Origin of the sequence: Aminobacter sp. UC22_36, assembly GCF_044056035.1 — a bacterium.
Taxonomy (GTDB): Bacteria; Pseudomonadota; Alphaproteobacteria; order Rhizobiales; family Rhizobiaceae; genus Aminobacter.
The window spans coordinates 2,767,505-2,780,721 of the sequence record NZ_CP171996.1; the positions used below are offsets into that span (position 1 = coordinate 2,767,505).

The window sequence follows — 13,217 nt, forward strand, 5'->3', positions numbered from 1 at the left end:
GACGCGAAGGGGCGTAGTCTTGCTTCACATCAGGATTTCAGGCACAGCGCAGCCATGACGAAAAGTCCTTCCGAGAGCCCGCGACCGCTCGACCATGTTGTCCTGCCTACCGTAGATCTGGCGCTTGCGCGGCAGCGGCTTATGGCACTCGGCTTCAACGTTTCGCCGCAAGGCACGCATCCCTTCGGCACGATCAATTGCTGCGTCTATCTCAGCGACGGCACCTTCCTGGAGCCGCTTGCCATTGGTGACCGGCAGCCGCCGACAAGGCGGCTCACGAAGGCAACGTGTTTGTCGCGCGCGACCGCGATTTCCGCGACATGGCGGGCGATGAAGGCTTTTCGGCGGTGGTGTTCGGAACCGACGACGCCGATGCCGACCATGCCGAGTTCGTTGCGGCAGGGGTGTCGGCCGGCGGACGGCTTGATTTTTCGCGTCCTTTCGTCGACGCGTCCGGCAAGTCCGACCAGGCATCGTTCCGGCTGGCCTTTGCCGCCCAGCCGAACGCGGAAGCGGTTGCCTTCTTCTTCACCTGCGAGCGCGCCAATGTGCCTGCCGTCGACCGATCAGCACTTCAGGCGCATGGCAATGGCGCCAAGCGTGTCCTGGCGATCGAACTCGCTGCCGGAGATGTCGAGGCAGCAGGCAAGCTGCTTGCGACCGTCGCACGCAGCAAGGCAGACGGCGCCCATGTGCCGCTGGCAAACGCGCTGCTTTCCATCCGTCGCGAGCCGAATTCCGGCGGCATTCGCCTTGAGACTTCTGGTTTTTGCCGTCGATGACATTGCCGCGACAAAGGAACTCCTTGTCGAAAACGCCGTCGAGCACGATCTCAAGGGCCAACGCCTTGTTGTGCCACCAGCGCCGGGGCAGGGTGCGACCTTCATTTTCGAGGACCTGAAATGACCAAGCCGAATGCAAATGTGACGGTCGGCAAGACCCTCTTCGCCAATGACGCGCCGCTGTCGCTGATCGCCGGCCCGTGCCAATTCGAATCACGCCAGCATGCCTTCGATATGGCCGGCAAGCTCAAGGAGCTGACCCAGAAGCTCGGCATCGGCTTCGTCTACAAGTCGAGCTTCGACAAGGCCAACCGCAGCTCACTGTCGAGCACGCGTGGCGCCGGCCTCGATGCAGCGCTGCCCGTCTTCGCCGACCTGCGCAGGGAGCTCGGTGTCTCCGTCATCACCGACGTCCACACCGAAGAGCAATGCGCGATCGTCGGCGAAGTCGTCGACGTGCTGCAGATCCCGGCTTTCCTCAGCCGCCAGACCGACCTGCTCATCGCGGCCGCCAGGACCGGCAAGGTCGTCAACGTCAAGAAGGGCCAGTTCCTGGCGCCCTGGGACATGAAGAACGTCGTCGCCAAGGTGACCGGTTCTGGCAACGCCAACGTGCTCGTCACTGAGCGCGGCGCGTCCTTCGGCTACAACACGCTCGTCTCCGACATGCGCGCGCTGCCGATCATGGCCGACATCGGCGCACCTGTGATCTTCGATGCCACCCATTCGGTACAGCAGCCGGGCGGGCAGGGCGCCACCTCGGGCGGCGAACGGCGCTTTGTCGAGACGCTGGCGCGCGCGGCCGTTGCCGTCGGCGTCGCCGGCGTGTTCATCGAAACGCATGAGGACCCCGACAATTCGACCTCGTCGGATGGCCCCAACATGGTGCCGTTCAAGGACATGCCCGCCTTGCTCGAACGCCTGATGGCCTTCGACCGCATCGCCAAGGGCTGACCGGCGAACAGTAGCCGTCCGCAACTCCAGCTTGAGCCCGGCTCGCGCCGGGCGTAGGCTTGTTCCGTGACTGAGCATTTCAGCCGGAGAGCCTCCATGTCTGTTGCCCGCGTTACCGAAATCACGTCATCGTCGACAAAGAGTTTTAAGGACGCCATCGAAGAGGGCATCGCGCGCGCCTCCAAGACGCTGAAGAACGTCGAAGGCGCCTGGATCCAGGATCAGAAAGTCGTTGTCGAAAACGGCAAGATCGTTGCTTACCGCGTCAACATGAAGGTGACTTTCATCCTCAGCGACTGACCATCGGTCGGCTTTCCGCATCGCCAGGAAAATTGGAACCTCCGCTTCGGGGGATCGTTACCCCTGCACCCCAACCAACGAGGAGCAGGATCATGACGACCCAGACTGGTCATACCGCGGCCATTCCCGCATCGCGGGTCATCGGCACCAATGTCTACAATACTGCCGGCGAGACGATCGGCACGATCGAGGATGTCATGCTCGACAAGATGTCGAATGGCATCATGTTCGCCGTCATCGGCTTCGGCGGCTTCCTCGGCATTGGCGAGCGCTACCACGCCATCCCGTGGTCGACGCTGGATTTCGACAAAGGCCGCGGCGGCTACGTCGTCCCGTTCTCCAAGGAGCAGCTCAAGTCCGCCCCCTCCTATTCAGCCAATGAACTGACCGAGGACGATGGCCGTCTGGTGCGCGATGCGTCCTACGAGCACTACCGGGTCGAGCCGTACTGGCACTGACCGTTGCCCAAAACAAAAAGCCCCGCCGAAGCGGGGCTTTTCTTTTGTGCCGGCGACTTACCTTGGTGTCGGAACAATCCGCACCTGCGACACGCCCTGCGGGGGCGGTTGACTGTCGCATGAGGTCAGGAATGCTGCGGCGATGAAGAACAAACTCAGGATACCACTTAACTCGGACATGGCGAAACTCCCTCTGTTTCGCCCCGCGCGCGGTCAGTTTACCCGAAAGTTTGGCTGATGCCTGCCTGATCGGATGAATTATGGTGACAGCGTTTTGCCGAAAGTGAATCAGCGGCCTGACGCAGCGTGATATTTGGCCGCCCGCGATTGCCTTTTCCGGAGCTTTGGCTAAGACGGGCGCGGAAATCCAACCGATCCTTCTTTGCGATCAGCTCCCGGGGATGCCTCACATGACAGCAATCATCGACATTATCGGCCGCGAAATTCTCGACAGCCGTGGCAATCCCACCGTCGAGGTGGACGTTGTCCTTGAAGACGGTTCGATGGGCCGCGCAGCCGTCCCGTCAGGCGCCTCGACCGGCGCCCATGAGGCGATGGAACTGCGCGACGGCGGCCCGCGCTATCTCGGCAAGGGGGTCGAGCGCGCCGTCGAGGCCGTCAATGGCGAACTGTTCGAGGCGATCGGCGGCATGGAAGCCGAAAACCAGATCCATATCGACCAGACGATGATCGAGCTCGACGGCACGCCCAACAAGAGCCGCTTGGGCGCCAATGCCATCCTCGGTGTCTCGCTGGCCGTTGCCAAGGCCGCGGCCGAAGCCTCCGGCCTGCCGCTCTACCGTTATGTCGGCGGCCCCAACGCCCGCGTCCTGCCGGTGCCGATGATGAACATCATCAATGGCGGCGCGCATGCCGACAACCCGATCGACTTCCAGGAATTCATGATCATGCCGATCGGCGCGCCTTCGCTGCGCGACGCGGTTCGTTGGGGTTCGGAAATCTTCCACACCCTGAAGAAGGGTCTGAAGGACGCCGGCCACAATACCAATGTCGGCGATGAGGGCGGTTTCGCGCCGAACCTCAAGAGCGCCCAGGCAGCTCTCGACTTTGTCATGGCCTCGATCGAGAAGGCCGGCTTCAAGCCGGGCGAGGACGTCGCACTTGCGCTCGATTGCGCTGCGACCGAGTTCTTCAAGGACGGCAACTACGTCTATGAAGGCGAAAAGAAGACCCGCGACCCCAAGGCCCAGGCCAAGTACCTCGCCAAGCTCGCCGCCGACTATCCGATCATCTCGATCGAGGACGGCATGTCCGAGGACGATTGGGAAGGCTGGAAGTACCTGACCGACATCTGCGGCGACAAGGTGCAGCTGGTCGGCGACGACCTGTTCGTCACCAACTCGGCGCGCCTGCGCGACGGCATCAAGATGGGCGTCGCCAACTCGATCCTGGTCAAGGTCAACCAGATCGGCACGCTGACCGAGACGCTCGACGCCGTCGAGACCGCGCACAAGGCGAGCTACACCGCCGTCATGTCGCACCGTTCGGGTGAAACAGAGGATTCGACCATCGCCGATCTCGCTGTCGCCACCAACTGCGGACAAATCAAGACCGGCTCGCTGGCCCGTTCGGACCGCACCGCCAAGTACAACCAGCTGATCCGCATCGAAGAAGAGCTGGGCAGGCAGGCACGCTTTGCCGGCAGGTCGATCCTGCGCGGCTGACCCGATGGGCATATCAGGCGGGCGGCAAAGCGAGAGAATAAACAGACTGGCTTGCTGCCTGCTGATGGCCGGCGCCTTCAGCTGGCTTCCTGCGTCGCCCGCGCTGGCGCAGGATTCGGCGGACGGTTTCCGTTCGCCGACCGGCAACATCCAATGCATGTTCTTCGACGACGATGCATCGATACGCTGCAACATCGCCGACAAGACGACGCCGCTGCCACCGCGCCGGCAGGACTGCGAACTGGACTGGGGCAATGATTTCGGCCTGGATGAAACGTCGAGGCGCGGCGTGCTGATGTGCGTCGGCGACACGATCGTCGGCGACTATCCGGAACTGGCCTATGGTGAAACTTTCGCGCGCGGAACTATCAGCTGCGTCTCCGAGCGCTCGGGCGTGACCTGCATCAATGGGCGGGGTGCGGGATTTGCGCTTTCGCGGGCGCGGCAACGGCTGTTTTGAATTTGACACGGTTTTTCGTGCGAAACGAGACTGTCGTAACCCGACATTAAGTATGATTGGGCGACAAGGGTGCGAAAGGTTTTGCGCACCATGTGGACACGCCAGCACAAGCAGAGAAATACCGGACGCCTGATCGTCCCTGCGCTGGCGGTGATGTTCCTGTCCTATTTCGGCTTTCATGCCTATCATGGCGAATTCGGCATCTATTCCAAGTACCGGCTCGAGGCGCGTGCCGTCGATCTCCAGGCCCGGCTCGATACCGTCAGGGCGCAGCGTCTCGACGTCGAGCGCCGCGTGCAGATGCTGCATGATGGATCGCTTGAAAAGGACATGCTTGACGAACAGGCGCGTAACGCCTTGAATATGTCCCATGCCGATGAGCTGACCATAATGCGGCCATCTGCGCGCCGTATTAACTGACTTCTGGTTAATCAGCAAGAAATCCAACGTTTTTAGACGCTTAACCGCATGCCTGCTATGCATTTTTCCGCATGGCGCAGCGTCACTCACCATGCTAGCGTTTGGTCATGGAGAGGAGAGATTATGCATGATCTCCTCATTGTCCGCAAAGAGACGCCACTAGGGAGTGATGCATGGCCACCGCCGCCAAAAAAGCGCCTGTCAAATCCAAATCTGATTCAAAATCGCAATCTGCTCCGGTAACACCCAAGCCGGCTGACTTCACCAAGGACCAGGATGTCGCGGCCTATCGCGAGATGTTGCTGATCCGCCGCTTCGAGGAAAAGGCCGGCCAGCTCTACGGCATGGGCTTCATCGGCGGCTTTTGCCACCTTTACATCGGCCAGGAGGCCGTCGTCACTGGCCTGCAGATGTCGCTGATCGAAGGCGACCAGATGATTACCGCCTATCGTGACCACGGTCACATGCTGGCGATGGGGCTGTCGGCGCGTGGCGTCATGGCCGAGCTGACCGGGCGTCGGGGCGGCTTGTCGAAAGGCAAGGGCGGCTCCATGCACATGTTCTCCAAGGAAAAGCATTTCTATGGTGGCCACGGCATCGTCGGCGCCCAGGTGTCGCTCGGCACGGGGCTGGCCTTCGCCAACCGCTACCGCGAAAACCCGAATGTCTCGGTGACCTATTTCGGCGACGGCGCGGCCAACCAGGGCCAGGTCTATGAAAGCTTCAACATGGCCTCGCTGTGGAAGCTGCCGGTGATCTACGTCATCGAAAACAACCGCTACGCCATGGGCACCGCTGTGTCGCGCGCTTCGGCCGAGACCGACTTCTCGCAGCGCGGCCTGTCGTTCAAAATCCCCGGTATCCAGGTCGACGGCATGGACGTGCGCGCGGTCAAGGCCGCGGGCGATCTCGCAACCGAGTGGTGCCGTTCGGGCAACGGCCCGATCATCCTCGAGATGCAGACCTACCGCTATCGCGGCCACTCGATGTCCGATCCGGCAAAGTACCGCTCCAAGGACGAAGTGCAGAAGATGCGCTCCGAGCACGACCCGATTGAACAGGTCAAGGCGCGCCTCATCGCCAAGAAATGGGCGAGCGAAGACGACCTCAAAGCGATCGACAAGGATGTTCGCGACATTGTGGCTGATGCCGCAGACTTTGCTCAGACCGATCCCGAGCCGGATGTTGCCGAGCTCTGGACCGATATCTTGATCTAAGGGAGGGCGCGAACATGCCGATCGAAATTCTCATGCCTGCGCTCTCGCCGACGATGGAAGAGGGCAATCTGTCGAAGTGGTTGAAGAACGAAGGCGACAAGATCGTCGCCGGCGACGTCATCGCCGAAATCGAAACCGACAAGGCGACCATGGAAGTGGAAGCCGTTGACGAAGGCGTCCTGGGCAAGCAGCTGATCGCTGCCGGTACCGAGGGCGTGAAGGTCAACACACCGATCGCCGTGCTGCTGCAGGATGGCGAAAGCGCTGCCGACATCGGCAAGGGTGCTGCACCTGCAAAGGCCGAGGCGCCTGCTGCCGCGGCTGCACCTGCCGCCGCTCCGGCCGCCGCACCTGTGGCTGCTGCGCCGAAGACCGAAGTCGCTGCTGATCCGGATATCCCGGCAGGCACCGAGATGGTCTCGACGACCGTTCGCGAAGCATTGCGCGACGCCATGGCCGAAGAGATGCGCCGCGACGGCGACGTCTTCATCATGGGTGAGGAGGTTGCCGAGTACCAGGGCGCCTACAAGATCACCCAAGGGCTGCTGCAGGAGTTCGGCCCGCGTCGTGTCGTCGACACCCCGATCACCGAGCATGGTTTTGCCGGTGTTGGCGTCGGTGCGGCCATGGCTGGCCTGCGCCCGATCGTCGAGTTCATGACCTTCAACTTCGCCATGCAGGCGATCGACCAGATCGTCAACTCGGCTGCCAAGACACTGTACATGTCCGGCGGCCAGATGGGCGCGCCGATCGTCTTCCGTGGACCGAGCGGTGCGGCCGCCCGCGTCGCTGCCCAGCACTCGCAGTGCTATGCGGCGTGGTACAGCCACATTCCGGGCCTCAAGGTGGTGATGCCGTATTCGGCCGCTGACGCCAAGGGCCTGCTCAAGGCAGCGATCCGCGATCCCAACCCGGTCATTTTCCTCGAAAACGAAATCCTCTACGGCCACTCCTTCGACGTGCCGAAGCTTGACGATTTCGTGCTGCCGATCGGCAAGGCACGCATCCACAAGACGGGCAAGGACGTCACCATCGTCTCGTTCGGTATCGGCATGACCTACGCGATCAAGGCTGAGGCCGAGCTGCGCGCGATGGGCATCGACGTCGAGATCATCGATCTCCGGACCATTCGTCCGCTCGACTTCGACACCATCATAGCCTCGGTCAAGAAGACCAATCGCCTGGTGGTTGTCGAGGAAGGCTACCCGCAGTCCTCGGTCGGCGATTTCATCGCCAACCAGGTGTCGCAGCGCGCCTTCGATCATCTTGATGCGCCTGTCATCACCATCGCCGGCAAGGACGTGCCGATGCCTTACGCCGCCAACCTCGAAAAGCTCGCTCTGCCGAATGTCGGCGAAGTGATCGAGGCGGTCAAAGCAGTCACGTATCGCTGACAGGGGCGCGAGGTCATCATGCCGATCAATATCACCATGCCTGCCCTTTCGCCGACGATGGAAGAGGGCAATCTGGCCAAGTGGCTGGTCAAGGAAGGCGACAAGGTTTCGCCCGGCGACGTGATCGCCGAGATCGAAACCGACAAGGCGACGATGGAAGTCGAGTCCGTCGATGAAGGCACCGTCGCCAAGCTGCTGGTTCCGGCCGGCACCGAAGGCGTCAAGGTCAACGCGTTGATCGCCATCCTCGCCGCTGAAGGCGAAGATGTCAGTGCCGCCGCCAAGGGCGGTGCGTCTGCACCGGCAGCTGCCGAAGCGCCGAAGGCTGAGGCACCGGCTGCGCCCGCCGCAGTTGCGGCACCAGTAGCGTCTCCGGTTGCCGCAGCGCCTGCAGCCAAGCCGGCTGCAACCAACGGTTCGGCTGCACCGGCAGCCGACGGTCGCACCTTTGCTTCGCCGCTTGCCCGTCGTATCGCCAAGGACGCCAATGTCGACATTTTCGCCGTGACCGGCACCGGCCCGCATGGCCGTGTCGTCAAGGCCGACGTCGAGGCAGCGATATCAGGTGGTGGCGCCAAGGCAGCTCCTGCTGGCAAGGCTCCTGTAGCAGGTGCTGCTGCACCTGCGCCAAAGGGCATGTCGGATGAACAGGTGCTCAAGCTGTTCGAAGAAGGCAGCTACGAGCTCATCCCGCATGACAACATGCGCAAGACGATCGCGCGCCGCCTTGTCGAGGCCAAGAGCACCATCCCGCACTTCTACCTGACGCTCGATTGCGAGATCGACGCACTGCTCGCGCTCCGTGCCCAGCTCAATGCGGCCGCCCCGGTGCGCAAGACCGAAAAAGGCGATGTGCCGGCCTACAAGCTGTCGGTCAACGACATGATCATCAAAGCCATGGCGCTGGCGCTGACGGCTGTCCCCGATGCCAATGTCTCGTGGACCGATCAGGCGATGGTCAAGCACAAGCACGCCGATGTCGGCGTCGCCGTTTCGATCCCGGGTGGTCTGATCACCCCGATCATCCGCCAGGCCGACGTCAAGACCTTGTCAGTCATCTCCAACGAGATGAAGGACCTTGCCGGTCGCGCTCGTAACCGCAAGCTCAAGCCTGAGGAGTACCAGGGCGGTACCAGTGCCGTGTCCAACCTCGGCATGTTCGGTATCAAGGACTTCTCGGCCGTCATCAACCCGCCGCACGCCACCATCCTGGCGGTTGGCGCTGGCGAGGAACGGGCGGTGGTCAAGGGCGGCGAGATCAAGATCGCCAACGTGATGTCGGTGACGCTGTCGACCGATCACCGCGCGGTCGATGGTGCGCTCGGTGCTGAACTTCTCTCGGCCTTCAAGCGCTTCATCGAAAACCCGATGGGCATGCTGGTGTAGTTTCCCCATTTCCCCTCCCGCTAGGGAGGGGATTCGAGGACTTCAATCATGAAGACTGTGCTTTGCTACGGCGACTCGCTGACCTGGGGCTACGATGCCGCGGGTCCGGGCCGTCATGCGCTCGAAGACCGCTGGCCGAGCGTGCTGCAGGCTGAACTCGGCTCCGACGTTCATGTCGTCGCCGAGGGCCTGAACGGCCGGACGACTGCCTTCGACGACCATCTCGCTGCCGCTGACCGTAACGGCGCGCGTCTGTTGCCGACGATCCTGGGTACGCATGCGCCGCTCGATGTTGTCATCATCATGCTCGGCGCCAACGACATGAAGCCTTGGATCCACGGTAACCCGGTTGCCGCCAAGCAGGGCATGGCGCGGCTTGTATCGAGCATCCGCGCCTATGACCACGGCATCGACTACCCGGCACCTGAAATCCTGCTGGTTTCGCCGCCGGTGGTCAGTCGGACGGCCAACGCCGAATACAAGGAAATGTTTGCCGGCGGCGACGAGGCCTCCAAGGAACTCGCGCCGCTTTATGCGGCACTCGCCGACGAGGTTGGTTGCGGCTTCTTCGATGCCGGCTCGGTGGCTGAGACCACGCCGCTCGACGGCGTGCATCTCGATGCTGAAAACACGCGGGCCATCGGCCATGCCATCGCGCCGATCGTGCGCGTGATGCTGGAGCTCTAAGGCTTGCCGGGCGTTATCACCATCCGCAGGGCCGAACGGCGCGATGCCGCGGAACTTGCCATCCTTGTCGATCTGTCGTCGCACGGGCTTGCGTCGTGGCTCTGGTATGGCGCGGTGCTGGGCGGCACGGCGCAAACCGCGCTCGAGCACGGCCGTAATCAGATGCGCGACGACGACGACCGCGCCGGCTGGAAGAATGCCGGGCTTGCCCAGGTCGATGACGAGATTGCAGGCGTGGTGGTCGGCCATGCCGTGGAGCCGTCATTCGCCGACGAGGAGGCACCGCATCCGGTGTTCGAGCCGATCCTTTCGCTTCAGCAGAAGGCGATCGGCCACTGGTTCATCGACAGCGTCGGTGTGTATCTGCATCATCGCGGGCGCGGCATCGGCCGACAACTTGTCGACTACGAACTCGCACGCGCCGGCACCAGGCCGGTCAGCCTGATCACCGAAAGCGACAACGCCGTGGCGCTTGGCCTCTACAAGTCCTGTGGATTTGAGGAGATCGCGCGCCAGGCATCCGTACCGATCAACGACAACGGCAAGAAACACGACTGGGTGCTGCTCACGCGCAGCGCGACTTGATCAAGAGGCAAGACACTCATGGCTGAGAATTACGACGTCATCATCATCGGCTCCGGTCCCGGCGGCTACATCGCGGCGATCCGCGCCGCACAGCTTGGCCTCAAGACTGCGATCGTCGAGCGCGAGCACCTCGCCGGCATCTGTTCCAACTGGGGCTGCATCCCGACCAAGGCGCTGCTGCGTTCGGCCGAAGTGCTGCACCTCGCCGAGCACGCCAAGAGCTACGGCCTCAAGCTCGAAGGCACCATCACTGCCGACCTGAAGGCCGTTGTCGACCGTTCGCGCGGCATCGCCCAGCGCATGAATGGCGGTGTCGGCTTCCTGATGAAGAAGAACAAGGTCGACGTCATCTGGGGCGAGGCGAAGCTGACCAAACCCGGCCAGATCGTCGTCTCCAAGTCGTCGAAGAAGCCGATGGAGCCGCAGGCGCCGCTGCCCAAGAACACGCTGGGCGAGGGTACCTACAGCGCCAAGCATATCATCGTCGCCACCGGTGCCCGTCCGCGCGCGCTGCCCGGCATCGAGCCGGATGGCAAGCTGATCTGGACCTATTTCGAGGCCATGGTGCCGCCGGAAATGCCGAAATCGCTTCTGGTCATGGGCTCGGGCGCCATCGGCATCGAATTCGCCTCGTTCTATCGTACGATGGGCGTCGACGTGACTGTCGTCGAGGTGATGCCGGCCGTCATGCCGGTGGAAGACGCCGAAATCTCGGCCTTCGCCAAGAAGCAGTTCGAAAAGCAGGGCATGAAGATCCATCTCGAGGCCAAGGTCACCAAGGTCGAGAAGGGTACGAATTCCGTTACGGCTCATGTCGAGATGAAGGACGGCAAGGTCGAGAAGATCACCGCCGACCGCATGATCTCGGCCGTTGGCGTGCAAGGCAACATCGAAAACATCGGCCTGGAAGTGCTCGGCGTGAAGACCGACCGCGGCTGCATCGTCATCGACGGCTACGGCAAGACCAACGTACCGGGCATATATGCCATCGGCGACGTCGCCGGCCCGCCCATGCTGGCGCACAAGGCCGAGCATGAGGCCATCATCTGCGTTGAAAAGCTTGCCGGCCTGCCGAATGTCCACCCGATGGACAAGCTCAAGATCCCGGGCTGCACCTATTGCAACCCGCAGGTCGCATCAGTCGGTCTGACCGAAGCCAAGGCCAAGGCCGAAGGCAAGGACATCCGCGTCGGTCGCTTCCCGTTTGTCGCCAACGGCAAGGCCATCGCGCTCGGCGAAGACCAGGGCATGGTCAAGACCATCTTCGACAAGAAGACCGGTCAGTTGCTCGGCGCGCACCTCGTTGGCGCTGAAGTCACCGAACTGATTCAGGGTTTTGTCGTGGCGATGAACCTCGAAACCACCGAAGAAGAGCTGATGCACACCATCTTCCCGCATCCGACGATCTCGGAAACGATGAAGGAAAGCGTGCTCGACGCCTATGGGCGTGCGCTCAACGCATGACGGCTGCGCATCGGCGCGCCTGTTGCGGCGCGCCTGATGGAACTATATCAGCAGAACGTCCGCGACTGGCCGGAGACGACTGATGGAACAGAGCTACGGAATTCTCGGCATGCCCGGCGTCGGCTTCTTCGGCATGCTGCTCATCGGCTTCCTTGCCGGCTACGTTGCCGAACGCACGATGAACCGCGACCACGGCTTCCTGACCAACATCCTTGTTGGGATCGCCGGATCGTTTGTCGGCGGCACTCTGGCGGGGCTGCTCGGTATCAATTATTACGGCTTCATGGGCAATCTGATCGTCGCCATTGCAGGCGCCGTCATCGTGCTCTGGATTTTTGGCCGCTCGCAATCAGCCCGGCCTCGATAGGAAGAACTGATGGTCACCGTTCTCGATCTCAAAGACCGTCCGCGCGCGCGGCACCCGGAAAAGGCCCACCGGCCCGATCAGGAGGTTCTGCGCAAGCCCGACTGGATTCGCGTCAAGGCGCCGGTGTCGCGCGGCTACCAGGAAACGCGCGACATCGTGAAGTCGCACAAGCTGGTGACCGTCTGCGAAGAGGCCGGCTGCCCCAATATTGGCGAGTGCTGGGAAAAGAAGCACGCCACCTTCATGATCATGGGCGAGATCTGCACCCGCGCCTGCGCCTTCTGCAATGTCGCCACCGGTATCCCGACGCCGCTCGATGCAAACGAGCCGGAGAGCGTCGCCAAGGCCGTGGCCCAGATGGGCCTGACCCATGTCGTCATCACCTCGGTCGACCGCGACGATCTTGCCGATGGCGGCGCACAGCATTTCGCCGACGTGATCCACGCTATTCGTCGGCTCACGCCGACAACGACAATCGAAATCCTGACGCCTGATTTCCTGCGCAAGGAGGGCGCGCTCGAGATCGTCGTTGCCGCCCGTCCGGACGTCTTCAACCACAATCTGGAAACCGTACCTTCGAACTACCTGACGGTGCGTCCCGGCGCCCGCTACTTCCATTCGATCCGCCTGCTACAGCGGGTCAAGGAGCTTGATCCCAGCATCTTCACCAAGTCCGGCATCATGGTTGGCCTCGGCGAGGAACGTCACGAGATTCTTCAGCTGATGGACGACCTGCGCACCGCCAATGTCGATTTCATGACCATCGGCCAGTATCTGCAGCCTTCGAAGAAGCATCATCCGGTCAAGAAGTTCGTGACGCCGGATGAATTCGCTTCCTACGCCACGGTCGGCAAGTCCAAGGGCTTCCTGCTTGTCGCGTCGAGCCCGCTGACGCGTTCGTCGCATCATGCCGGCGACGATTTCGCCAAGTTGCGCGCCGCGCGTGAAGCGCTGCTCGCCAACGCATCGGCCCGGAAATCGGTTGCGATTTCCGGAAAGCACGATGCGTAACTTCATGATGTTAGAGCGACCGCGCGTCCAAATGGGCGCGCGGCGCT

The 13,217-nt window shown here is 62.2% G+C and carries 16 protein-coding genes; all 16 read left to right on the plus strand.

All coding sequences use genetic code 11. The features are described from left to right. Positions 1 to 287: 287 nt before the first annotated feature. The 16 genes from ACHMW7_RS16910 (at position 288) to lipA (ending at position 13,170) form a co-directional block, all read left to right on the plus strand. Positions 288 to 782, plus strand: a complete 495-nt coding sequence (locus ACHMW7_RS16910) for a VOC family protein (protein ID WP_395446774.1) — start codon at positions 288 to 290, stop codon at positions 780 to 782. Then, on the plus strand, positions 754 to 906 hold the full coding sequence (locus tag ACHMW7_RS16915) for a hypothetical protein (RefSeq protein ID WP_395451483.1): 153 nt from the start codon (positions 754 to 756) through the stop codon (positions 904 to 906). Before ACHMW7_RS16910 ends, ACHMW7_RS16915 begins: the two co-directional genes overlap by 29 nt. After that, a complete protein-coding gene (gene kdsA / locus ACHMW7_RS16920) occupies positions 903 to 1,736 on the plus strand; it encodes a 3-deoxy-8-phosphooctulonate synthase (RefSeq protein ID WP_395446775.1) in 834 nt (277 codons plus the stop codon). The genes ACHMW7_RS16915 and kdsA overlap by 4 nt, the downstream gene beginning before the upstream one ends. Before the next feature lie 96 nt (positions 1,737 to 1,832). After that, on the plus strand, positions 1,833 to 2,036 hold the full coding sequence (locus tag ACHMW7_RS16925) for a dodecin family protein (RefSeq protein WP_214386300.1): 204 nt from the start codon (positions 1,833 to 1,835) through the stop codon (positions 2,034 to 2,036). Between the two features lie 92 nt (positions 2,037 to 2,128). Next, positions 2,129 to 2,494: a PRC-barrel domain-containing protein gene (locus tag ACHMW7_RS16930; RefSeq protein WP_395446776.1), complete on the plus strand. Its 366-nt coding sequence runs from the start codon at positions 2,129 to 2,131 to the stop codon at positions 2,492 to 2,494. A gap of 410 nt (positions 2,495 to 2,904) precedes the next feature. Continuing rightward, positions 2,905 to 4,179 carry a phosphopyruvate hydratase gene (gene eno / locus ACHMW7_RS16935; protein ID WP_184767638.1) on the plus strand — a complete coding sequence of 425 codons (1,275 nt, stop codon included), beginning with the start codon at positions 2,905 to 2,907 and terminating at the stop codon, positions 4,177 to 4,179. Between the two features lie 4 nt (positions 4,180 to 4,183). Then, on the plus strand, positions 4,184 to 4,639 hold the full coding sequence (locus tag ACHMW7_RS16940) for a DUF6636 domain-containing protein (RefSeq protein WP_395446777.1): 456 nt from the start codon (positions 4,184 to 4,186) through the stop codon (positions 4,637 to 4,639). Positions 4,640 to 4,729: 90 nt separating this feature from the next. Then, complete coding sequence (locus tag ACHMW7_RS16945; RefSeq protein ID WP_395451345.1) at positions 4,730 to 5,059, plus strand: septum formation initiator family protein; 330 nt, start codon at positions 4,730 to 4,732, stop codon at positions 5,057 to 5,059. Positions 5,060 to 5,232: 173 nt separating this feature from the next. Beyond that, positions 5,233 to 6,276 carry a pyruvate dehydrogenase (acetyl-transferring) E1 component subunit alpha gene (pdhA, locus tag ACHMW7_RS16950; RefSeq protein WP_395446778.1) on the plus strand — a complete coding sequence of 348 codons (1,044 nt, stop codon included), beginning with the start codon at positions 5,233 to 5,235 and terminating at the stop codon, positions 6,274 to 6,276. Between the two features lie 14 nt (positions 6,277 to 6,290). Further along, a complete protein-coding gene (locus tag ACHMW7_RS16955; protein ID WP_395446779.1) occupies positions 6,291 to 7,670 on the plus strand; it encodes a pyruvate dehydrogenase complex E1 component subunit beta in 1,380 nt (459 codons plus the stop codon). 18 nt (positions 7,671 to 7,688) lie between these two features. Continuing rightward, positions 7,689 to 9,056, plus strand: a complete 1,368-nt coding sequence (locus ACHMW7_RS16960; protein WP_395446780.1) for a pyruvate dehydrogenase complex dihydrolipoamide acetyltransferase — start codon at positions 7,689 to 7,691, stop codon at positions 9,054 to 9,056. A gap of 48 nt (positions 9,057 to 9,104) precedes the next feature. Next, a complete protein-coding gene (locus tag ACHMW7_RS16965) occupies positions 9,105 to 9,743 on the plus strand; it encodes an SGNH/GDSL hydrolase family protein (RefSeq protein WP_395446781.1) in 639 nt (212 codons plus the stop codon). Positions 9,744 to 9,746: 3 nt separating this feature from the next. Further along, complete coding sequence (locus ACHMW7_RS16970; RefSeq protein ID WP_395446782.1) at positions 9,747 to 10,328, plus strand: GNAT family N-acetyltransferase; 582 nt, start codon at positions 9,747 to 9,749, stop codon at positions 10,326 to 10,328. 18 nt (positions 10,329 to 10,346) lie between these two features. After that, positions 10,347 to 11,792, plus strand: coding sequence for a dihydrolipoyl dehydrogenase (lpdA, locus tag ACHMW7_RS16975; RefSeq protein WP_395446783.1), 1,446 nt, complete (start codon positions 10,347 to 10,349; stop codon positions 11,790 to 11,792). 82 nt (positions 11,793 to 11,874) lie between these two features. Beyond that, positions 11,875 to 12,159, plus strand: coding sequence for a GlsB/YeaQ/YmgE family stress response membrane protein (locus tag ACHMW7_RS16980; protein ID WP_395446784.1), 285 nt, complete (start codon positions 11,875 to 11,877; stop codon positions 12,157 to 12,159). Positions 12,160 to 12,168: 9 nt separating this feature from the next. Beyond that, entirely contained in the window at positions 12,169 to 13,170 is a 1,002-nt protein-coding gene (gene lipA, locus ACHMW7_RS16985; protein WP_395446785.1) for a lipoyl synthase, read from the plus strand. Positions 13,171 to 13,217 lie beyond the last annotated feature (47 nt).

Coding starts and splice junctions, on each gene's coding strand:
- kdsA (WP_395446775.1), top strand. CDS start 903: ATGACCAAGCCGAATGCAAATGTGACGGTCGGCAAGACCCTCTTCGCC.
- ACHMW7_RS16925 (WP_214386300.1), top strand. CDS start 1,833: ATGTCTGTTGCCCGCGTTACCGAAATCACGTCATCGTCGACAAAGAGT.
- ACHMW7_RS16930 (WP_395446776.1), top strand. CDS start 2,129: ATGACGACCCAGACTGGTCATACCGCGGCCATTCCCGCATCGCGGGTC.
- eno (WP_184767638.1), top strand. CDS start 2,905: ATGACAGCAATCATCGACATTATCGGCCGCGAAATTCTCGACAGCCGT.
- ACHMW7_RS16940 (WP_395446777.1), top strand. CDS start 4,184: ATGGGCATATCAGGCGGGCGGCAAAGCGAGAGAATAAACAGACTGGCT.
- ACHMW7_RS16945 (WP_395451345.1), top strand. CDS start 4,730: ATGTGGACACGCCAGCACAAGCAGAGAAATACCGGACGCCTGATCGTC.
- pdhA (WP_395446778.1), top strand. CDS start 5,233: ATGGCCACCGCCGCCAAAAAAGCGCCTGTCAAATCCAAATCTGATTCA.
- ACHMW7_RS16955 (WP_395446779.1), top strand. CDS start 6,291: ATGCCGATCGAAATTCTCATGCCTGCGCTCTCGCCGACGATGGAAGAG.
- ACHMW7_RS16960 (WP_395446780.1), top strand. CDS start 7,689: ATGCCGATCAATATCACCATGCCTGCCCTTTCGCCGACGATGGAAGAG.
- ACHMW7_RS16965 (WP_395446781.1), top strand. CDS start 9,105: ATGAAGACTGTGCTTTGCTACGGCGACTCGCTGACCTGGGGCTACGAT.
- lpdA (WP_395446783.1), top strand. CDS start 10,347: ATGGCTGAGAATTACGACGTCATCATCATCGGCTCCGGTCCCGGCGGC.
- ACHMW7_RS16980 (WP_395446784.1), top strand. CDS start 11,875: ATGGAACAGAGCTACGGAATTCTCGGCATGCCCGGCGTCGGCTTCTTC.
- lipA (WP_395446785.1), top strand. CDS start 12,169: ATGGTCACCGTTCTCGATCTCAAAGACCGTCCGCGCGCGCGGCACCCG.